14 protein-coding genes, 1 tRNA gene and 1 pseudogene are annotated in these 19,875 nt (G+C 61.2%); 12 read left to right on the forward strand and 4 right to left on the reverse strand.

Going from position 1 to position 19,875, the window contains the following annotated elements; all coding sequences use genetic code 11:
• Positions 1–13 precede the first annotated feature (13 nt).
• Together ACJ2A4_RS08105 and rho are read left to right on the forward strand one after the other, a co-directional pair.
• Positions 14–1,543, forward strand: a complete 1,530-nt coding sequence (locus ACJ2A4_RS08105; RefSeq protein ID WP_408872434.1) for a GMC family oxidoreductase — start codon at positions 14–16, stop codon at positions 1,541–1,543.
• 277 nt (positions 1,544–1,820) lie between these two features.
• On the forward strand, positions 1,821–3,122 hold the full coding sequence (gene rho, locus ACJ2A4_RS08110) for a transcription termination factor Rho (protein WP_011252631.1): 1,302 nt from the start codon (positions 1,821–1,823) through the stop codon (positions 3,120–3,122).
• A 90-nt stretch (positions 3,123–3,212) separates the two neighbouring features.
• On the opposite strand, the gene ACJ2A4_RS08115 is transcribed toward rho, so the two are convergent.
• A complete protein-coding gene (locus tag ACJ2A4_RS08115) occupies positions 3,213–3,659 on the reverse strand; it encodes a methylated-DNA--[protein]-cysteine S-methyltransferase (RefSeq protein ID WP_408874134.1) in 447 nt (148 codons plus the stop codon).
• 463 nt (positions 3,660–4,122) lie between these two features.
• On the opposite strand from ACJ2A4_RS08115, the gene ACJ2A4_RS08120 reads away from it, so the two are divergent.
• The 8 genes from ACJ2A4_RS08120 (at position 4,123) to ACJ2A4_RS08155 (ending at position 13,611) form a co-directional block, all read left to right on the forward strand.
• Positions 4,123–6,396 (forward strand): PQQ-dependent dehydrogenase, methanol/ethanol family, encoded by a 2,274-nt coding sequence (locus ACJ2A4_RS08120; protein ID WP_408872435.1) that lies wholly within the window; start codon positions 4,123–4,125, stop codon positions 6,394–6,396.
• A gap of 29 nt (positions 6,397–6,425) precedes the next feature.
• Positions 6,426–7,862, forward strand: a complete 1,437-nt coding sequence (locus tag ACJ2A4_RS08125; RefSeq protein WP_408872436.1) for a c-type cytochrome — start codon at positions 6,426–6,428, stop codon at positions 7,860–7,862.
• 128 nt (positions 7,863–7,990) lie between these two features.
• Positions 7,991–9,304: a tRNA uridine-5-carboxymethylaminomethyl(34) synthesis GTPase MnmE gene (gene mnmE, locus ACJ2A4_RS08130; protein WP_408872437.1), complete on the forward strand. Its 1,314-nt coding sequence runs from the start codon at positions 7,991–7,993 to the stop codon at positions 9,302–9,304.
• Positions 9,305–9,307: 3 nt separating this feature from the next.
• Positions 9,308–11,164 (forward strand): tRNA uridine-5-carboxymethylaminomethyl(34) synthesis enzyme MnmG, encoded by a 1,857-nt coding sequence (mnmG, locus tag ACJ2A4_RS08135; RefSeq protein WP_408872438.1) that lies wholly within the window; start codon positions 9,308–9,310, stop codon positions 11,162–11,164.
• On the forward strand, positions 11,161–11,742 hold the full coding sequence (gene rsmG / locus ACJ2A4_RS08140) for a 16S rRNA (guanine(527)-N(7))-methyltransferase RsmG (protein ID WP_408872439.1): 582 nt from the start codon (positions 11,161–11,163) through the stop codon (positions 11,740–11,742). Before mnmG ends, rsmG begins: the two co-directional genes overlap by 4 nt.
• Positions 11,732–12,535, forward strand: a complete 804-nt coding sequence (locus ACJ2A4_RS08145; protein WP_062510748.1) for a ParA family protein — start codon at positions 11,732–11,734, stop codon at positions 12,533–12,535. Before rsmG ends, ACJ2A4_RS08145 begins: the two co-directional genes overlap by 11 nt.
• Before the next feature lie 6 nt (positions 12,536–12,541).
• Positions 12,542–13,417, forward strand: a complete 876-nt coding sequence (locus tag ACJ2A4_RS08150; protein WP_408872440.1) for a ParB/RepB/Spo0J family partition protein — start codon at positions 12,542–12,544, stop codon at positions 13,415–13,417.
• A gap of 118 nt (positions 13,418–13,535) precedes the next feature.
• Positions 13,536–13,611: transfer RNA gene (locus ACJ2A4_RS08155), tRNA-Lys, on the forward strand.
• A gap of 662 nt (positions 13,612–14,273) precedes the next feature.
• Here the strand turns inward: ACJ2A4_RS08155 and ACJ2A4_RS08160 are convergent.
• Positions 14,274–14,459: pseudogene (locus ACJ2A4_RS08160) on the reverse strand (helix-turn-helix domain-containing protein); the annotation flags it as partial.
• 69 nt (positions 14,460–14,528) lie between these two features.
• Between ACJ2A4_RS08160 and ACJ2A4_RS08165 the strand changes: the two are divergent.
• Complete coding sequence (locus ACJ2A4_RS08165) at positions 14,529–15,608, forward strand: IS5 family transposase (RefSeq protein WP_408872441.1); 1,080 nt, start codon at positions 14,529–14,531, stop codon at positions 15,606–15,608.
• Positions 15,609–15,876: 268 nt separating this feature from the next.
• On the opposite strand, the gene ACJ2A4_RS08170 is transcribed toward ACJ2A4_RS08165, so the two are convergent.
• Both ACJ2A4_RS08170 and ACJ2A4_RS08175 read right to left on the reverse strand, forming a co-directional pair.
• Positions 15,877–16,563 (reverse strand): histidine phosphatase family protein, encoded by a 687-nt coding sequence (locus tag ACJ2A4_RS08170; RefSeq protein ID WP_408872442.1) that lies wholly within the window; start codon positions 16,561–16,563, stop codon positions 15,877–15,879.
• On the reverse strand, positions 16,560–18,608 hold the full coding sequence (locus tag ACJ2A4_RS08175) for a hypothetical protein (RefSeq protein ID WP_408872443.1): 2,049 nt from the start codon (positions 18,606–18,608) through the stop codon (positions 16,560–16,562). The genes ACJ2A4_RS08170 and ACJ2A4_RS08175 overlap by 4 nt, the downstream gene beginning before the upstream one ends.
• A 200-nt stretch (positions 18,609–18,808) precedes the next feature.
• On the opposite strand from ACJ2A4_RS08175, the gene rfbB reads away from it, so the two are divergent.
• The gene (gene rfbB, locus ACJ2A4_RS08180) at positions 18,809–19,864 is read left to right on the forward strand and encodes a dTDP-glucose 4,6-dehydratase (RefSeq protein WP_408872444.1); all 1,056 of its coding nucleotides are present in this window, start codon (positions 18,809–18,811) and stop codon (positions 19,862–19,864) included.
• Positions 19,865–19,875: the final 11 nt, after the last annotated feature.

The raw sequence follows: 19,875 nt of genomic DNA on the forward strand, positions 1-19,875 counted from the left end.
CAGCACGACCGTCATGAAGACATTCGCAGAAACAGACATCGTCGATGCCGTCGTTATCGGCAGCGGTGCCGGTGGCGCGCCGCTGGCCGCAGAACTCGCCCGCAACGGCAAGACTGTCGTCGTGCTCGAAGCCGGCCCCGCCTTCACCGCCATGGGCCACACACCCGACGAAATCGCGGCGCGCGAACTGTACTGGCTGCACGAACGCCTTTCCGCCGGCACGAATCCGCAGGCTTTCGGCGGCAATAACAGCGGCACCGGCCTCGGCGGTTCCCTGCTGCATTATGGCGCCTTCATGCCCCGCATGGATGCCCGCGACTTCCATCTGCACACCGAAACCGGCAAGGGCGTGGACTGGCCATTCGGTCTGGACGAACTGCTGCCTTATATCGAGCGCGTGGAATCCTTCATCGGCGTCTCCGGCCCGGCCTCCTATCCTTGGGACCCAACGCGCCGCTACGCCTACCCGCCTCCGCCCGCCAATTCCGCCGCGCTGAAAATGCGCGAAGGCTGTGACGCGCTCGGCCTGCGCCATGCCGACGGCCCGGCTGCCCTCATCACCCGCGAAATCGAACAGCCCCATTTCGGCACCCGTCATGGCTGTGCGAACTGCGGCGCCTGTCATCAGGGTTGCCGCAACGGCGCCAAATCCGGCGCGGACAATACCTGGCTTCCCATGGCCGTCGCCCATGGTGCGGAACTCCGCCCCGGCTGCTTCGCCCACACGATCGAACGCGACACTTCCGGCCGCGTGACCGGCGTGGTCTATCGCCAGAACGGCGTCGAACACCGCCAGAAATGCGCGACTCTCGTTCTGGCCGCCGGTGCCGTCGAAACCCCGCGTCTGCTCCTGACCAACGGCCTAGCCAACAGCTCCGGTCAGGTCGGCCAGAACTACATGACCCATGTTTCCACGCAGGTCTGGGGCGAGTTCGACGAGGACATCCGCCCCAATCGCGGCTACCCGTCCCTGACCATCACCGAAGACATGATGCGCCCCAAAGATGCGGATTTCGTCGGCGGCTACCTGATCCAGTCACTCGGCATGATGCCTGCGACATGGGGCCAGAACCTCGCCCGCAGCACCACGACACGCGGCCCGGCCTTCGCCCGCGCCCTCGCCGGATACAACCGCTCCGCTGGCATCGGCATCAACGGTGAATGTCTCCCCCGCCCCGAAAACCGCGTCACCCTCTCGAACGAGAAGGACGCATTCGGCATTCCCAAGCCCCTGATCGAGCACTCCTACGGCCCCAACGAATGGGCCATGCACAATCATGCCGCCAGTCTGCTGAGCCGGATGTGGGAGGCCATCGGCGCAAAAGACATCCGCGTCATCGACCGCGCCGCTCACATGATCGGCACCTGCCGCATGGGCACGGATGCGGGCAGCAATGTCGTCAATCCGGAAGGCCGCAGTTTCGATATCGACAATCTGTGGATCTCCGATCACTCGATCTTCCCCAGCGCCGCTGCCGCCAACCCGGCACTGGCCATCATGTCCCTGTCCCTGCGCACGGCGGACGCCATGCTGAAAGCCTGAGCCCCAGAAAACTGACATGGATCAAAGTGTTCCGGAGCACGCGCACCAGCCTTGACACCGGTTCGCGCGCTCCGGTAATCGAAGGACGACTTTCCGGTGACGTCCTGTCACCCGGTCTCCCTTTCCATCCGGATGACGCCCGCTTCACTGTCCTGCGAAATCTTTACGGATCCCCGCCTGACACCCGAAGCCCCCGCCCAGTCGCCCTGTCTTCTGTGTGGTCGCGCATCCTCCCCTATCAGGTCTGCCCCTTACGGCACATCAAGGCGCGTCTTTCATGCATCTCGCCGAACTCAAGAAGAAATCTCCGGCCGATCTGCTGGCTTATGCAGAGGAACTGGAGATCGAGAACGTCTCGTCCATGCGCAAGCAGGACATCATGTTCGCCATCCTCAAGACCCTTGCCGAGCGCGATCAGGCGATCTACGGCGAAGGAACGCTCGAAATCCTGCCGGACGGCTTCGGTTTCCTGCGCAGCCCGGAAGCCAACTACCTTCCCGGCCCTGACGACATCTACATCTCCCCCGCCCAGGTCCGCCGCTTCGGCCTCCGCCCGGGTGATACGGTTGAAGGCCAGATCCGCGCCCCGCGCGACGGCGAGCGCTATTTCGCGCTGCTGAAGGTCAACACCATCAACTTCGAGGCTCCGGAAACCGTCCGGACCCGCATCAACTTCGATAACCTCACGCCGCTCTACCCCGAGCGTCGCCTGAAAATGGAAGTCGAACAGTCCGAAGCCGCCGTCACGGAATCCTCTCCGCGCGGCAAGGGCAAGAAAGACCAGCGCGACTATACCCCGCGCGTGATCGATCTCGTGACGCCGATCGGCATGGGCCAGCGCGCCCTGATCGTCGCCCCGCCCCGCACCGGCAAGACCGTGATGCTCCAGAGCATCGCAGCCTCCATCTCCGCCAACCATCCCGAAGTGTTCCTGATCGTCCTGCTGATCGACGAACGCCCGGAAGAAGTGACGGACATGGCCCGCTCGGTTCGCGGCGAAGTCGTCTCCTCCACCTTCGACGAACCGGCAACCCGCCATGTCCAGGTGACGGAAATGGTGCTGGAAAAGGCCAAGCGCCTCGTCGAGCACAAGCGCGACGTGGTCATCCTGCTGGATTCCATCACCCGCCTCGCCCGCGCCTACAACACCGTCGTCCCTTCCTCGGGCAAGGTGCTGACCGGCGGTGTGGACGCCAACGCCCTGCAGCGCCCCAAGCGCTTCTTCGGTGCTGCGCGTAACATCGAGGAAGGCGGCTCGCTGACGATCATCGCAACGGCCCTGATCGACACGGGCTCGCGCATGGACGAAGTCATCTTCGAAGAGTTCAAGGGCACCGGCAACGCCGAGCTCATTCTGGACCGCAAGCTGGCCGACAAGCGCACCTTCCCCGCCATCGACATCACCAAGTCGGGCACGCGTAAGGAAGAGCTGCTGGTGGACCGCGCCGAACTGTCCAAGATGTGGGTCCTGCGCCGCATCCTGGCCCCGATGGGCACGATGGACGCCATGGACTTCCTGCTGGACAAGCTCAAATACAGCAAGTCCAACCACGACTTCTTCGAGGCCATGAACAACTGATCCACGATCAGCACGGCCGACATGAAAAAGGGGAGCTTCGGCGCCCCTTTTGTGGCCCGGTGTGCCGGGCCGAAGAAGAAAGGCCGCGCCTTAAAGAACGCCTTCCAGATGCAGCATGGCGTGCTTGTCGGCCACACCCCCAAGTCCCGAATACCCCCCCAGCCCCGAACGCCCGACGACACGATGGCAGGGGATCAGGATGGGGATCGGATTCGCCCCGACCGCGCCACCAACCGAGCGGGCAGAACCCCCGACCTCGGCCGCGATGTCCGCGTAAGTCCGCGTCTTCCCATAGGGGATCCGGCGCAGCGCGTCCCAGACCTTCTGACGGTACGGAGTCCCGTAAGGACGGTAAGGCAGGGTGTCGAAATCGACCGATTCCCCGTCGAAATAGCGCTCCAGAAGGTCGCGGGTCTGCAGAAGAAGTGGAGTCTCCTCCTGATCGCGCCCCCAACCCCAGTCCAGAGCGACGATCTGGCCCTCATCTTCACTGATGGTAAGGGCCCCGAAAGGTGAGTGACAGGATAGCTGTGGCATGAACGACACGGTGCCCGAGCCGCCCGAAACCGTCAATCCGGCAGTGTTGCCAGCCAGGCGAGACTTTTTAGCCATGCACTATGCGCATATCGAGCCATAGCAACATGCGTTTCAGGCATACAGTACCGCTTCTGTAGGCTTTTTAGCAATATTCTGTAATGTGTTGGAAAACTGCCATTTTTTGTATTGGAAAGGCGATCCGGGGTTTTCCGGAACGCCAGTGTAATTATTCGGTGAGCAACCTCATAGCCCGTTTCGGGGCCGTCCATCCCAATTCCTCACGGAAACGTCAGAAGCCGTGTTTGTCTTAAGCAATAAAATAGGGTCAGTAAGTTCTCATGCTGCCGGTGTCCGGTACTGATGGTCGGCTTGATAAGGAACAGGATCTCCCCTGCCCTTTCAAGACTTCAGAGGTCCAGAATATCACAGCGGAAACAGTCTTTACAAAAAGGACAGTTGGATCATGACTTCTGGTCTACTGACGCCGATCAAGGTTACGAAAAAGCGCCTTCTCAGCTGCGCCGCCGCACTGGCGATTTCTGCAGCTGTCCCTGTCGCTTTTGCGCAGGAAGATACTGGCGCAGCAATCACAAGCTCCGATAACGGTGGCCATGCCGGGGACTGGCTGTCCTACGGCCGGTCCTATTCCGAGCAGCGCTACAGCCCGCTCGACCAGATCACCACGGACAATGTCGGCAAGCTCAAGCTCGCCTGGCACTATGATCTGGACACGAACCGCGGCCAGGAAGGCACGCCCCTGATCGTCAATGGCGTCATGTACGCCACGACCAACTGGAGCAAGATGAAGGCGCTGGATGCAGCGACCGGCAAGCTCCTGTGGTCCTATGATCCGAAGGTTCCGGGCAACATTGCCGACCGCGGCTGCTGTGACTCCGTGAACCGTGGCGCTGCCTACTGGAACGGCAAGGTCTATTTCGGTACGTTCGACGGACGCCTGATCGCGCTCGACGCCAAGACCGGCAAGCTGGTCTGGAGCGTCTACACGATCCCCAAGGAAGCCCAGCTCGGCCACCAGCGCTCCTATACGGTTGACGGTGCCCCCCGTATTGCCAAGGGCAAGGTCCTGATCGGCAACGGTGGTGCAGAGTTCGGTGCCCGCGGCTTCGTCTCCGCTTTCGACGCCGAAACCGGCAAGCTCGACTGGCGCTTCTTCACCGTTCCGAACCCCGACAACAAGCCCGACGGCGCAGCCTCCGACGACATCCTGATGTCCAAGGCTTACCCGACCTGGGGCAAGAACGGCGCCTGGAAGAAGCAGGGCGGCGGCGGAACCGTCTGGGATTCGCTCGTCTATGACCCGGTGACGGACCTCGTCTACCTGGCCGTCGGCAACGGCTCGCCGTGGAACTACAAGTTCCGCTCCGAAGGCAAGGGCGACAACCTCTTCCTCGGCAGCATCGTCGCGATCAATCCTGACACCGGCAAGTATGTCTGGCACTTCCAGGAAACGCCGATGGACGAGTGGGATTACACCTCCGTCCAGCAGATCATGACGCTCGACATGCCGGTCAACGGCGAGATGCGCCACGTGATCGTCCATGCTCCGAAGAACGGCTTCTTCTACATCATCGATGCGAAGACGGGTAAGTTCATCACCGGCAAGCCCTACACCTACGAGAACTGGGCCACCGGCCTGGATCCGGTCACGGGTCGCCCGAACTATGTGCCTGACGCCCTGTGGACGCTGACGGGCAAGCCCTGGATCGGTATTCCAGGTGAGCTTGGTGGCCATAACTTCGCCGCCATGGCCTACAGCCCGAAGACGAAGCTGGTCTACATCCCGGCACAGCAGATTCCGCTCATGTATGACGGCCAGAAAGGCGGCTTCAAGGCGTATCACGACGCCTGGAACCTCGGCCTCGACATGAACAAGATCGGTCTCTTCGACGATAACGATCCGGCTCACGTCTCCGCCAAGAAAGACTTCCTGAAGGTCCTGAAGGGCTGGACGGTGGCCTGGGATCCGGAGAAGATGGCGCCTGCCTTCACGATCAACCACAAGGGTCCGTGGAACGGCGGTATTCTGGCCACGGCCGGTAACGTGATCTTCCAGGGTCTGGCAAACGGCGAATTCCACGCCTACGACGCCACGAACGGCAACGATCTCTATTCCTTCCCCGCACAGAGCGCGATCATCGCTCCGCCGGTGACCTATACGGCCAACGGCAAGCAGTATGTCGCGGTTGAAGTGGGCTGGGGTGGCATCTATCCGTTCCTGTACGGCGGCGTTGCCCGCACCTCGGGCTGGACGGTCAACCATTCCCGCGTGATCGCCTTCTCGCTTGACGGCAAGGACAGCCTGCCGCCGAAGAACGAGCTGGGCTTCACCCCGGTCAAGCCGGTTCCGACCTATGACGAGGCCCGTCAGAAGAACGGATACTTCATGTATCAGACGTTCTGCTCGGCCTGCCATGGCGACAACGCGATCTCCGGCGGCGTTCTGCCTGACCTTCGCTGGTCCGGTGCACCTCGTGGCAAGGAAAGCTTCTACAAGCTCGTCGGTCGCGGTGCTCTGACGGCTTACGGCATGGATCGTTTCGACACCTCCATGACGCCTGACGAGATCGAGGATATCCGTAACTTCATCGTCAAGCGTGCCAACGAGTCCTACGAGGACGAAGTCAAGGCGCGTCAGAACTCCACAGGCGTTCCGAACGATCAGTTCCTCAATGTCCCGCAGTCCACGGCCGATGTTCCGACCGCGGATCACCCCTGAGATAGCGGTACGCATAAGGAGCACGTGACATGCTGAACGCATTAACTCGGGACAGGCTGGTATCTGAGATGAAACAGGGATGGAAACTCGCGGCCGCTATTGGCCTTATGGCGGTGTCTTTCGGCGCCGCCCATGCCCAGGACGCCGATGACGCCCTGATCAAGCGTGGCGAATATGTCGCCCGCCTGTCGGACTGCATTGCCTGCCATACGGCTCTTCACGGACAGCCCTATGCGGGCGGTCTGGAGATCAAGAGCCCGATCGGCACGATCTATTCGACCAACATCACGCCGGACCCGGAACACGGTATCGGCAACTACACCCTGGAGGACTTCACGAAAGCCCTCCGCAAGGGCATCCGCAAGGATGGTGCAACGGTCTATCCGGCCATGCCCTATCCTGAATTCGCCCGTCTGTCCGATGACGACATCCGTGCGATGTATGCCTTCTTCATGCATGGCGTGAAGCCGGTTGCCCAGCAGAACAAGGCACCGGACATCAGCTGGCCGCTCTCCATGCGCTGGCCTCTAGGCATGTGGCGCGCCATGTTCGTCCCGAGCATGACGCCGGGCGTGGACAAGAGCATCAGTGATCCGGAAGTCGCCCGCGGCGAATATCTCGTCAACGGTCCGGGCCATTGCGGCGAATGTCATACGCCCCGTGGTTTCGGGATGCAGGTCAAGGCTTACGGCACGGCTGGCGGTAACGCCTACCTCGCCGGTGGTGCACCGATCGACAACTGGATCGCACCGAGCCTGCGCAGCAACAGCGACACGGGTCTGGGCCGCTGGTCCGAAGATGACCTCGTGACCTTCCTCAAGAGCGGCCGTATCGACCACTCCGCCGTCTTCGGTGGCATGGCCGACGTAGTGGCCTACAGCACGCAGCACTGGTCCGACGACGATCTGCGCGCCACGGCCAAGTACCTCAAGAGCATGCCGGCTGTGCCGGAAGGCAAGAACCTCGGTCAGGATGACGGTCAGACGACCGCTCTGCTGAACAAGGGTGGCCAGGGCAATGCCGGTGCGGAAGTCTATCTGCACAACTGCGCCATCTGTCACATGAACGATGGTTCGGGCGTCAACCGCATGTTCCCGCCGCTGGCTGGCAACCCGGTTGTCCTGACGGATGATCCGACGTCGCTCGCCAATGTCGTGGCCTTCGGTGGCATCCTGCCTCCGACCAACAGCGCACCGTCCGCTGTTGCCATGCCCGGGTTCAAGAATCACCTCTCCGATCAGGAGATGGCCGATGTCGTGAACTTCATGCGCAAGGGCTGGGGCAACAACGCACCGGGAACCGTGTCTGCTTCTGACATCCAGAAGCTGCGCACGACGGGTGCACCGGTCTCCACCGCTGGCTGGAACGTCTCCAGCAAGGGCTGGATGGCTTATATGCCGCAGCCTTACGGCGAAGGTTGGACCTTCTCCCCGCAGACCCACAGCGGCGTGGATGAAGCCCAGTAAGCTTCCCACTCCCTGTCAGTCTGACAGAAAGGGCGGATCGGAAACGGTCCGCCTTTTTCATGCCTGCGCTTTTCATGCCTCCCCACAGGGCATTTCACCGCAAGGCCACCTGCACTACATAGAAACCCATGACGCGCTCATCCCTCCCGGACGCCCCTGACAACACGCCCCAGGTCATTTTCGCTCTGGCCACAGGTCCGTCCCGTGCGGCCATTGCGATCATGCGCGCCAGCGGTCCAGGCAGCGATGCGATCCTGAAAGCACTCTGCAACGGACGGCTGCCTGAACCCCGCCGCGTCAGCCTGCGCACCCTGCGCCATGACGGAGAGGTGCTCGATCACGCCGTCGCCCTCTGGCTTCCCGGCCCCAATTCCTACACCGGCGAGGACGGCTTCGAACTGCACCTGCACGCCGGCCCCGCCATCATCGCTCGCGTCGCCGACGCCCTGACCGATCTGGGCGCCCGCCCTGCCGAACCGGGTGAGTTCACCCGCCGCGCCGTGCAGAAAGGACGACTGGACCTGCTTCAGGCCGAAGCTATCGCCGATCTCGTGGACGCCGAAACGGAAAGCCAGCGCAAACAGGCACTCCGTCAGGCCGACGGCGCCCTGAGCCGCCTGTACGACGACTGGGCACAGCGCCTCCGTCTCGTCCTCGCGCATCAGGAAGCCCTGATCGACTTCCCGGACGAAGAGCTGCCGCAGGACGTGGAAGACGGCCTGATCGAAGAACTTTCAAAGCTTCAGACCGAGATGTCCGCCCATCTCCAGGACAATCGTGGCGAACTCATGCGTCAGGGCCTGACGGTCGTGATCGCAGGCTCACCAAACGTCGGAAAATCCAGTCTTCTCAATGCATTATCCGGAACAGACGCCGCCATCGTCACCCATCGTGCAGGCACCACTCGCGACGCCATTGCGCTCGACTGGGTGCTGGATGGCGTTCGCCTGCGCCTGATCGACACGGCAGGCCTGCGCGAGACCGAAGATGAGATCGAAGCCGAAGGCATCCGCCGCGCCCTGTTTCACGTGAAACAAGCCGACGTCGTACTGCATCTGATCGGCCCGGATGAGAGCCTCGAATCCCTGTCCGGAGAGGAAATTCCTATCCGGACGAAAATCGACATCGCGCCCGCCCCACCCGGCATGTTAGGGATCAGCACGCAGTCCGGTGAAGGCCTCGGTGCGCTGCGGCAGGTCCTGTCCGACCGGGTGGCAGAACTCATGGCAGGTTCCGCCGCGCCGCCGCTGACCCGCGCCAGACACCGCGCCGGAATTCAGGAGGCCGTAACCCATCTGGACCGCGCCCAGACCGCGACATGGCCGGAGCTTCGGGGCGAAGAACTCCGCCTGTCCATGCTGGCTCTGGGGCGTCTGACGGGACGTGTTGATGTTGAATCCCTGCTCGATGCGATTTTCGGGCAGTTCTGTATCGGGAAGTAGGTTTTGAGCGATTTCGATGTCATCGTGATCGGCGGCGGTCATGCCGGATGTGAAGCCGCAGCGGCATCAGCCCGCTTCGGCGCATGCACCCTGCTGCTCACCCATCGGCTTGAAACGATCGGCGCCATGTCCTGCAACCCGGCCATCGGCGGAATCGGCAAAGGCCATCTCGTGCGCGAAATCGACGCGCTCGATGGCTTGATGGGCAAGGCCGCAGATCGCGCTGGCATCCATTTCAAACTGCTCAACCGCTCCAAGGGCCCCGCTGTCCACGGCCCCCGTGCACAGGCCGACCGTTCGCTCTACCGAGCCGCCATTCAGGATCTTCTGGCTGCCACGCCAAACCTGACGATCCTCGAAGGCGCCGCCGGAGACCTGATCGAAGAGAACGGCCACATCACCGGCGTCATCTGTGAAGACGGCCACGAGTTCCGCTGCGGCGCCGTCGTGCTGACCACCGGAACCTTCCTGCGCGGCGTCATCCATGTCGGCCACACTCAGACGGAAGCCGGACGCATCGGCGAAGCCCCGGCCAAGCGTCTGGGCGAACAACTCTATGCGCTCGGCCTCCAGATGGGCCGCCTCAAGACCGGCACCCCACCGCGTCTGGCCAGAGACAGCATCGACTGGGAGAACCTCCCGGCCGATCCCGGCGATGCCGAGCCCGAAGCCTTCAGCCCCATGACGACGGCCATCACCAACCCGCAGGTCGTCTGCCGCATCAGCCATACGACCGCCGAGACCCACAGGATCATCAACGAGAACCTGCACCGCTCGGCCATGTATGGGGGCGCCATCGCTGGTCGCGGCCCGCGCTACTGCCCGTCGATCGAAGACAAGGTCGTTCGCTTCGCCGAGCGCACATCGCATCAGGTCTTTCTGGAGCCCGAAGCCCTGCCCGGTAATCCGGGCGGCGATCTGGTCTACCCGAACGGCATCAGCACCAGCCTGCCCGCTGACGTGCAGGCCGCGATGATCGCCACCATGCCCGGTCTGGAAAAGGCGCGCATCGTCACGGCCGGGTATGCCGTCGAATATGATTACGTGGACCCGCGTGAGCTTCTGCCCTCCCTGCAACTGCGTCGCCTGCCGGGCCTGTACCTTGCCGGACAGATCAACGGCACGACCGGCTACGAAGAAGCCGGAGCACAGGGACTGCTCGCAGGCCTGAACGCCGCCCGCGCCACGGCAGGCAATGAACCGCTCACGCTGGATCGGAGTGACGCCTATCTCGGCGTCATGATCGACGACCTGACCCTGCACGGCATCAGCGAACCCTATCGCATGTTCACCTCACGCGCCGAGTACCGCCTGACCCTGCGCGCCGACAATGCCGACCTGCGCCTGACGCCAAAAGGCATCGCAGCAGGCTGCGTCCTGTCAGAACGCGAAGCCGCCTTCACCGCCCAAAAAGCAGAACTCGACGCCGCCATGGCCCGCGCGGCTGAGACGACCTTCCTGCCCCAGACCCTGCGCGACGTTGGTTTCGAAGTCTCGCTGGATGGCCGCAGACGCACGGTTCTCGATGTCCTCGCCAGCAATGGCGACCATACGAAGCTGGACACGCTGGCCCCGTGGTTCGGTGAACTTCCCCTGCGCGTGCGTCGCCATGTCGAGACTGAAGCGCGCTATGGCGGTTATCTTTACCGGCAGGATCGTGAAATTCGTCAGCTCGCATCCGAAAGTGCCATCGCCCTTCCGGCCGATCTGGATTACACTGCCATCGGCGGCCTGAGCAGCGAAATGCGCGAGCGCTTTTCCCAGGCCCGCCCGACCAGTTTCGCCGCAGCACAGCGCGTGCGCGGGGTCACACCTGCCGCGCTGGTCGCCCTGCTGGCCCATGTAAGGACCCTGTCATGACCACCGTTTCACGTGAAACACATGAGAGGCTGGAGCGCTTTGCCAACCTGCTCGTGCAGTGGAACGCGAAGATCAATCTCGTCAGCCCGCGCGACATCGCTCAGCTCTGGCCCCGTCACATCGAAGACAGCCTCCAGCTTGCAGAACTGATCTCCGCAGGCGCGACCATCACCGATCTGGGGTCGGGCGGCGGTTTTCCAGGCATCATTCTGGCCATCGCCACCGGAAATCCCGTCACTCTGATCGAATCGGACCAGCGCAAATGCGCCTTCCTGCGGGAAGCCGGACGCATCTGCGAAGCCAGGGTCACGGTCATCGCCAAACGTATCGAAGCCGCCAGCCCCCCTCCAGCCGACATCATCACGGCCCGGGCGCTGGCTCCTCTTAACAGGCTCCTCGAATGGGCGCGGCCATTACTGAAGGAAGACGGGTTCTGCCTGTTCCTGAAGGGCCAGAAGGCGCAGGCCGAGTTGACCGAGGCAAGCGCCGACTGGCACATGAGCCACACCATTATTCCCAGCCGCACCGACCCCGGCGGAGCCATCATCAAGGTCAGTGATTTCAAGCGTGTCGTCTAAAACCGAATCTCCCACCACCCGGATCATTGCCGTCACCAACCAGAAGGGAGGCGTCGGCAAGACCACCACCACCATCAATCTGGCAGCCGGTCTGGCCCGTCAGGGACAGCGCGTCCTGCTCGTGGATCTGGATCCGCAGGGCAATGCCTCCACCGGTCTGGGCATCGACTACGACCAGCGCAACACCGGCACCTATGCCGCGCTGATGGTGGAAGCCGAGCCCCATGCCCTGCCCCAGCCGACCGAGTTCGACAATCTGGCGATCATCACCGCCAATAACGAACTGGCGGGTGCAGAGCTGGAAATGATCGGCGATGAGCGCCGCGAATACCGCCTGCGTGACGCTCTGCGCGCGCTCGAAGGCGATTACGACACCATCCTGATCGACTGCCCCCCAAGCCTTGGCCTGCTGACGCTGAACGCGCTGGTGGCCTCTGACAGCGTGATCGTGCCGCTGCAATGCGAGTTCTTCGCGCTCGAAGGCATCAGCCAGCTCGTCCGCACCATTGACCGCGTGCGCCGCGCCTTCAATGCCGACCTGCATCTCGAGGGCATCGTCCTAACGATGTACGACCGGCGCAACAACCTGTCCGAACTTGTGGCACAGGACGCGCGGGGCTTTTTCGGCGATCAGGTGTTCGAGACGCTCATTCCGCGCAACATCCGCATTTCCGAAGCCCAGAGCCACGGCAGCCCCGTACTGGACTATGACGCTCGCTCCACGGGTGCCATCGCCTATCTGGCGCTGGCGGATGAACTGATCAAACGCAACAAGAACAAGGCAAAGGCGTAACCGGCGATGGCCAAAAAGGACAGTTCCCCACGGCTTGGTCGCGGCCTCGCGGCCCTTCTGGGCGATCAGGCGCCGCAGCTCGCCCGTGCCACACGTGCGAATGCCCAGCCGCAGCAGCATTCGTCCCTGCCGGTGGATGTTCTGGCCCCGAGCCCCTTCCAGCCGCGCAAGGATATGAACCCCGAGCGCCTGTCCGAACTGGCCAATTCCATCCGCTCACGCGGCGTCCTGCAACCCCTGCTCGTCCGCCCCGATCCGGAAAAGCCAGGCCACTACCAGATCATCGCCGGCGAACGCCGCTGGCGCGCCTCACAGCTCGCAAGCCTGCACAGCGTCCCCGTCCATATTCGCGAACTCGACGATACGGACGCCATGGCCGCTGCCTTGGTCGAGAACCTCCAGCGCGCGGATCTCAACCCGATCGAAGAAGCCGAAGGCCTGCAACGTCTGGTCACGGACTACACCCTGACGCAGGAAGAACTGGCCGGTGCCGTGGGCAAGTCACGCCCGCACATCACCAACACCATGCGCCTGCTCAACCTGCCGCCGGAAGTCCGCGCGCATGTCCGCAACGGTGAACTCACAGCCGGTCACGCCCGCGCCCTGCTGACCCATCCTGATCCGGTCTCTGCCGCAAAAATCGTCATCGCCCGAGGCCTCAACGTGCGTCAGGCAGAAGCTCTGACCGGTGGCAAAAATACCCTGACACCGGCCAAAAAGGCACGGGACGCGGAAATCCTGCAGATCGAGAATGACCTCTCCTCCCGCCTCGGACTGAAGGTCCATATTTCCTACAACGGAAAAAAAGGCGGCTCCCTGAAGATCGACTACACGTCTCTGGAGCAGTTCGAGAGCGTCATGCGCCTGCTCAACCGGACATAAATTACTGAAATATAAGGATTTTTATCTTTTTAAGACCAAACTTGCAGAAAAGATGAAAAACCCCTTGCAGCCCGGGGCAGAATCCCGCTATAAGCCGCTCCACCGGTAGACGGGCCATGGGCACATAGCTCAGTTGGTAGAGCAGCTGACTCTTAATCAGCGGGTCCAAGGTTCGAGCCCTTGTGTGCCCACCATGCCCGTCTCCGGTTATTCCCTTGAAAATCTGCGATTTCTAGACTGTCCCAGCAGCCTACAAGGCTCTTGCTGGATTGTGGCTTTGCGGACTCTGTGGATCTTCCGGACTCAATCCGGACTCATCTGAAAAAGATTGACCATCTCTGCTGTCAGCATGCCTCGAAGGCAACACGACACCGAACAGCAGCAGCAACAACAGAAACCCAACTTTCAGTTTATGTTGAGACCCTCGCTTACCGGGGTGCGAATTACCCCCGGATGGAAAACCCTCTAGGAGGGACCCAAGCATTTTTGAGAGATATGCGTTTGATGCATATGTCAGAGGGCTTTGGCTCTGTCTTTCTCTCCCTTAGTCTGAAAACGGTGTTATAGGTGTTAAGGTGTTATTCGCCTCATAAGATATTGTTTTATATAAGTTTTCCAATAACACCTTTCGAGATTGCCGCGTAACACCTTCTAAAAGGTGTTATTGATCGTTCGCACATTTTCCCGGAAAACTGCGGTTTTCTCGTCTCGACAGCTTTTGGACTACACTCCACTCTGTCAGCCCAGAACGGGCAAGCCATGCTTTATGCGCATAACAAGACAAAATCGCGGGAAGGAAACTTCCTGCGCTGACCGCGCAGACCACACATCCGGGCCGCGCCGGACCAGCCCGATCTCAGGACCCAGCAGACAGAATGCGATAGACACTAGCCCTGCCAATGCCCAAGCGCTTCGCAATCTCAGCCGGTCCGATTCCCTCGTCCTTCAACTGATGCACCTGCTCAGAATCAATGGAGGACTTCCGGCCGGTATAGATCCCGCGTTCCTTTGCAGCCTTGATCCCTTCCACCTGGAGGGTTCGAAAAACCCCCTGGTATTGAGGTCTGCTCTGTGATTCCATTTCCCCTTAGTTGATTGGGGATGATGAAAGATGAAGCAGCCGGGTTTCTTTGATGTTGAAGAACGGCTTGCCCGCTTGAGCGGGCTTGGTGATCAGCTCGAAGCATTTTCCCGGACTGTGGATTTTGAAGTCTTCCGCCCTGACCTGGAGAAGGCTCTGGCGTATTCTGACGGAAGCAAAGGCGGACGACCGCCATTTGATCCGGTGCTGATGTTCAAAATTCTGGTGATCCAGACGCTCAACAATTTGTCTGATGAGCGGACGGAATATCTGATCAACGATCGCCTCTCCTTTATGCGTTTCCTTGGTCTGGGACTTTCGGATCGGGTGCCGGATGCCAAAACGGTCTGGCTGTTCCGCGAGCGTCTGACCCAGGCGGGTGCGATCGAAGGGCTGTTCAACCGCTTTGATGCGACCCTGCGCAACGCCGGGTATTTACCGATGTCAGGCCAGATCCTGGATGCCACACTGGTAGCTGCTCCAAAGCAGCGGAACACCAACGCAGAGAAAGCCGATCTTCGGGAAGGACGTATTCCTGAAGACTGGCAGGACAAACCCGCAAAGCTGTCGCACAAGGATCGTCATGCGCGCTGGACACTGAAGTTCACGAAGGCGAAGCGGCAGGATGATGGAACCATGCCCTCCAGCGATCTCGCCATCCCGTTCTTTGGCTATAAATCGCATGTTTCCATCGATCGGAAATACCGGTTCATCCGGAAATGGAAGACGACGGATGCCGCCGCCAGTGATGGCGCGCGATTGAGAGAGGGGCTGCTGGATAAAACCAATACGGCCTCAACGGTCTGGGCTGACACGGCCTATCGTTCAAAAGCGAATGAGGACTTCATGGAGGAGCAGGGCTTTGTCTCGAAGGTTCACAGGAAAAAGCCGCATCTCAAGCCTATGCCCAGGCATATCCAGAAATCCAACGCCGGAAAGTCCGTTATCCGGTCGCGTGTCGAGCATGTCTTTGCTGATCAGAAATCACAGACCGGGCTGTTCGTCCGAACCGTCGGCATAACGCGGGCCACCATGAGGATCGGGTTGGCCAATATCGTCTATAATATGCGCCGCTTCCTCTTCCTGGAGCGGATCAGCGCGAATGCATAGCAATCCAGCGGGGGGCAGCACTCAATCTGCTCAAAACGCAGATCGAAAACGAACCCAAAAGTAGTCAATCAAATCGCCAAAAACCTGAAATCACCAGCCAAGCGTATCAATCAAGGGTTCTTCGATCCCTCCAGGTTCGAGCCCTTGTGTGCCCACCATGCCCGTCTCCGGTTGTTTCCCAAAAATTTCATACTGAATTTTCAAAGCCCGCTACGGGTCTTTTCGTGTTTCCGGACAGCCCCCGAAATCCAGAGACTGCCCTTGGCTTTCAGCCCCGAAAATCAGGCAGTTCGTTGACCGTTACGACGCGCCAAAGGCAGTCGATACGCTCCAGAATGGTGATGGACAGGTTCTGGATCGAAAAACGTAATGCCGTATCGGGATGAACACTCAGCGCATGCGCCAGAGCCGCGCGAATGGCACCGCCATGGCTGACGACAACCATGTCCTGCCCTTCATGCGCATTCGCCAGATCCTCAAGCCCGTGCCCTACACGCGCGCAGACATCCAGCATGCTCTCACCGCCCGGCGGAAGCTCGCAGGCGGAAATGGACCAGAACGGATTGGGTGGCAGACGCAGCAGGGACATAAACTCCGTATGCGGCGTGCCATGCCAGTCCCCGATCGACTGCTCGATGAAGCGCCCGTCAATCGTCACATCCTGCGAAAACGCACCCGCCTTGCGGATTTCAGCCGCAGTATCCTGCGCCCGCTGCAACGGTGAACTGTACCACAGGGCATCCTTCGGCAGACGCCGCGCCAGCGTGGTATAGCCGCCCTGCTGGCTAGCCATTGCCTCACGGCACAGCGGCACATCGAGCGCGCCATACATCGTCTTGCGCGCACTGGCTTCCACAACCGCATGACGGATCAGCCAGAACCGGGTGACGCCCTTCGGCAGTTCCGGCGTATCGAGAAAATGCCCGTGCGGGACCGCTTTATCTGTCTGGGTCATGACAACGGGGCGTAACGGGGGACAGGGTTCGCGTCCAGCAGAACATCCCAGTGCTTCAGGATCAGTTCCAGTTTTCCAAGCACCCGGCGTGCATCCATGCATTCGCGCTGAAGCCGGCGCTCCTCGTCCAGCCCTTCATGCGACGGCTCACCCGACACAAGGCGCGCACCCGCACACAGACGCAGCGCTCCGGCCGGCCCGTCCACCAGCGGATGAGGCACCGGCACCGGCTGCCCCAGCACACAGAGCAGACTACCCTCCCCTTCCGTCACCCAGGGCGACAGATCCGCATTCAGCCAGCGATGCAGCCGCCGCGCATCTTCCAGTGCCAGCGGACGCCCCGGCGCATGCGGATCTTCAATCAGGAAGGACAGGATGGTCGGCACTGCATCCCAGCGGCCGTCATCAAAAGGCGTGCCCATCGGCAGCATGGTCAGCGCGGGACGGGCCTTAACCATGGCCACGGCTTCCGTCATGAACCGGGTCAGACGACCGCGAATGACAGGATCGGGCAACGCAAACAGCGCATCCATTTCCGCCAGTGCTGCATACCAGCGCAGCGCCAGTCCGATATTGTGACCGTTATTGAGAGCCGAAGCATCCGCGCCTTCCGGCCATTCGTCCCGATTGCCATAGGCCCGCAACCCTTTGGGAAGCGACAGAGACGGCAGACGGCTGCGGATTGCGGGAGGAAGAAGAATGGCCCCGCAGAAAGGTGGGCCGGTAAAGAATTTGGAGCCGGTAATCATGACGATGATCCCCCGCTCCACCCATTCCGCCACACGCGATGGGCTCAGTCGCGCCTGACAGACATCAACAACAACGCTGAGCTGATCGCCCAGCTCCGTACACAATTCCCAGACAAGATCCATGTCCGGCGCCGCAAGCCCGGTCTTCGACTGGTCCAGCCGGTGCAGCAAAACATGCCGCCCCCCGGCCACTTCCCGCCGCACAAGTTCCGCACATTGGGCGTTGATCTCGCCCACCGGCCGCGCCGTCCCGTCAGCCGCACGGATATCGACACCAATCAACCGCGTCTCGGGCGAGAACCCTTCGATCACCTCACCCTTGCCCACGAGCGTGGCACAGGCGCTATCCGTAGCGAAATGCCGCCCGCAGGCCGCAAGCGGAACCCCGCTGCCCGTTTCATCCGGCGCCAGAAGAATGGACGTGACCGGCCGATCCGTTCCCGCCGCCACAAGCGCCAGAACCGCCAGCTCACAATCCGTCCCGGACGCCGATAACAGTACGGCATCTTCCGGAAGACCAAAATGCGCCCCGATTGCCTCACGGGCCCGGCGCACGACACCTTCCTGCACCAGATCCGGATCCTGCTTGGCCAGAAGCGCACTCATCATGCCACGCCGGGCGGCTTCCGCTCCCCCGAAACCACGCTCGGACAGCGAAGACGCAGTCGATGACCCAAAAGTGATCGCCCAGGGGCGCGGACGATGGGAGCTCGAATACCGGTTCAGCCCTGTATGCGGATCAACAGCCAGCCGGGAATCCCCGCCACCACTCATCAGACTCTCGGCAGGCGCCAGAACAGGCCACAGACGGGTCAGAACCTTCTGCAGACGTTCCGCTTCATGCTGCGTGAAAACAGGCAGATCCGGCAGGAACGCACTCAGCGTCTCCCAGCTCTGCATAAGAGCCGGTGCATCCGGCACATCATCGCTGAAAACCGCAAGCCAGGCCGGAAGCGGCGCAACCTCACCCGTATCGAGCGCATGAAACAGCGCCGCCACACGGGCTGCGGCAAAGCTGGCCAGATACGGATTGGCCCCCGGCTCCAGCAGCCGCATCAGCTCGATGGCATGGCGCAGATATGTCGGCGCAAGACGCGGCGCCTCAAGACACGGGCCCCCTAAAGTAAGCGTGGCCGTCTGCAGACAGAAAGGCTTCCCCGGTTCCAGCGTTCCCGCAACCCGGAATGGCAGGGACAGTGACACATCCAGAATGGGAACCAGTCCATCCGCAATCACCCGAAGATCGGGCCGCTCCAGAACATCCGTCAGGGAGCGTGTCAAAGTATCAGCCAGCATATCTGCCTCTCCTGCCTCCGCACGACTGTGGGATTAGCCCATCAGCCTGGACAGCGCGAGACGCGAAAACATTTCCCGGGATCCACTTCACGATGCCAGAAGAAATGTACCGGCGTTATTTGCGCTGTTTCAACAACGCTGTAAGGTAAAAGTTATTCTGTCAGGGGTTTTAGTCCCTGATCCAATATTATGAGGTCCAAATGCGGATTTTGCTGACAGGCGGTTGTGGTTTCATAGGGTCGGCCGTCGTACGCCATCTGATCCGGAACACCGAACACTCGGTTCTGAACGTTGACTGCATGACCTATGCAGCCTCGGAAGATACTGTCAGCGAGGTCGCAGACGACCCCCGGTATTCCCATGCCCGCGCCAACATCGTGAACGGTGTGGAAATGCAGCGCCTGTTCGACGAATACCGTCCGGACGCCGTCATGCATCTCGCAGCGGAAAGCCATGTGGACCGCTCGATCGACGGCCCCGGGGTCTTCATCCAGACGAACGTCGTCGGCACGTATTCCCTGCTCGAAGCCGCCCGGAAATACTGGAACACGCTGGGCGATGCCGAAAAGAAGGCCTTCCGCTTCCATCACATTTCCACGGATGAAGTCTTCGGCCATCTGGAGCCGAACGATCCGCCATTTACCGAAACCACCCCCTACGATCCGCGCAGCCCGTATTCGGCCTCCAAAGCCTCTTCCGACCATCTGGTCCGCGCCTGGTTCCACACCTACGGCCTGCCGACCTTCGTGACGAACACCACCAATAATTACGGCATCTGGCACTTCCCCGAGAAGCTGATCCCGCTGGTCACGATCAACGCCATCGAAGGCCGCGAACTTCCGGTTTACGGCAAGGGCGAGAACGTCCGCGACTGGCTCTTCGTCGAAGACCATGTCGAAGCACTGGTCAAAGCCGTCGAAATCGGCAAGCCGGGCGAGACCTACGCCATTGGCGCTCGCCAGCCCCGCACCAATCTTGAAGTCGTCAAGAAGATCTGCGCCGTCCTCGATGAGCTTCAGCCCGACCCGGCCGGCCCGCGCGAGCGCCTGATCCGCTTCGTGACCGACCGCCCCGGCCATGATTTCCGCTATGAAATCGACCCGTCCCACGCCGAAAAAGAACTCGACTGGAAAGCGAAGCACGATTTCGAAAGCGGCATCCGCAAGACGGTACAGTGGTATCTCGACAACCGCGCCTGGTGGGAAGGAATCCGCTCCAAGCGCTATACAGGCCAGAGACTGGGAGCCAGCAAGTGAGCACCATCGAA

The organism is Gluconobacter roseus, from assembly GCF_046058915.1.
In the GTDB taxonomy this organism is placed as follows: Bacteria; Pseudomonadota; Alphaproteobacteria; order Acetobacterales; family Acetobacteraceae; genus Gluconobacter; species Gluconobacter roseus_A.

Excerpts from the sequence above, each read along its gene's own strand:
- ACJ2A4_RS08105 (WP_408872434.1), top strand. The coding sequence starts at position 14 with ATGAAGACATTCGCAGAAACAGACATCGTCGATGCCGTCGTTATCGGC.
- rho (WP_011252631.1), top strand. The coding sequence starts at position 1,821 with ATGCATCTCGCCGAACTCAAGAAGAAATCTCCGGCCGATCTGCTGGCT.
- ACJ2A4_RS08115 (WP_408874134.1), bottom strand. The coding sequence starts at position 3,659 with ATGCCACAGCTATCCTGTCACTCACCTTTCGGGGCCCTTACCATCAGT.
- ACJ2A4_RS08120 (WP_408872435.1), top strand. The coding sequence starts at position 4,123 with ATGACTTCTGGTCTACTGACGCCGATCAAGGTTACGAAAAAGCGCCTT.
- ACJ2A4_RS08125 (WP_408872436.1), top strand. The coding sequence starts at position 6,426 with ATGCTGAACGCATTAACTCGGGACAGGCTGGTATCTGAGATGAAACAG.
- mnmE (WP_408872437.1), top strand. The coding sequence starts at position 7,991 with ATGACGCGCTCATCCCTCCCGGACGCCCCTGACAACACGCCCCAGGTC.
- rsmG (WP_408872439.1), top strand. The coding sequence starts at position 11,161 with ATGACCACCGTTTCACGTGAAACACATGAGAGGCTGGAGCGCTTTGCC.
- ACJ2A4_RS08150 (WP_408872440.1), top strand. The coding sequence starts at position 12,542 with ATGGCCAAAAAGGACAGTTCCCCACGGCTTGGTCGCGGCCTCGCGGCC.
- ACJ2A4_RS08165 (WP_408872441.1), top strand. The coding sequence starts at position 14,529 with ATGAAGCAGCCGGGTTTCTTTGATGTTGAAGAACGGCTTGCCCGCTTG.
- ACJ2A4_RS08170 (WP_408872442.1), bottom strand. The coding sequence starts at position 16,563 with ATGACCCAGACAGATAAAGCGGTCCCGCACGGGCATTTTCTCGATACG.
- ACJ2A4_RS08175 (WP_408872443.1), bottom strand. The coding sequence starts at position 18,608 with ATGCTGGCTGATACTTTGACACGCTCCCTGACGGATGTTCTGGAGCGG.
- rfbB (WP_408872444.1), top strand. The coding sequence starts at position 18,809 with ATGCGGATTTTGCTGACAGGCGGTTGTGGTTTCATAGGGTCGGCCGTC.